The organism is Streptomyces sp. AC555_RSS877 (genome assembly GCF_019049245.1).
Classification (GTDB): Bacteria; Actinomycetota; Actinomycetes; order Streptomycetales; family Streptomycetaceae; genus Streptomyces.
In genome coordinates, this window is the sequence record NZ_JAGMUK010000062.1 from 1 (window position 1) to 779 (window position 779).

The window sequence follows — 779 nt, forward strand, 5'->3', positions numbered from 1 at the left end:
GAGTTCACGGTGGTGGCGGCTGCGGTGGTGGGCGCGCTCGGCGGCGCCCGGGCTCTGCCCGTACCCGTGGCGATCGCCCTGCGCGACAAGCAGAAACAGAAGAACCTGATCCGCGCAGCCGGCCTGCCCACAGCCCGCTCCGCCACCGCAGACACCGCCGCCGACATCACCGACACCGCCCTCAAGGTCGGCGGCTACCCCATCGTGGTCAAACCCCTCGCCGGCGCCGGAGCCCGCGACACCGTGCGCCTGTCCTCCGCCAACGAGGCCGCCACCTGGGCCAACGGACAACCCCACACCGGCCCCTGGCTCGTAGAGGAATTCATCACCGGCGCCGAATACCACGTCGACGGCGTCATCCGGAACGGACAACTCCTCACCTGCGCCGTCTCCCGATACCTCCACAACCTCATCGATGTCCACGACGGCGCACTCGTCGGCTCCGTCTGCCTCACCCCGGACGAACACCCCGACCTCTACCGCACCGCCGAACACCTCACCACCCACGCCCTGGCCGCCCTCAACCACACCGACGGCGTCTTCCACCTCGAAGCCTTCCGGCAGCCCGACAACACCCTCATCTTCGGCGAATGCGCCGGACGCGTCGGCGGCGGCCGTATCGATCAGGTCGTCCGCCACAGCTTCGGGACCGACCTCCACGACCACTGGGCCGCCGCCGCCCTCAACACCCCCGCACCCCCCAAACACCCCACCGAGGGTGGCACCTTGGGCTTCGTTCACCTGACCGCTCAGGCCGGCGTCATCGAGAGCATGCCCAC

1 protein-coding gene is annotated in these 779 nt (G+C 69.8%); it reads left to right on the forward strand.

Features of this window, described 5'->3' with window-relative positions; all coding sequences use genetic code 11:
- Positions 1 to 779: acetyl-CoA carboxylase biotin carboxylase subunit family protein (locus tag KUM49_RS28385; RefSeq protein WP_217239810.1), on the forward strand; the 779-nt coding region annotated here is incomplete at both ends.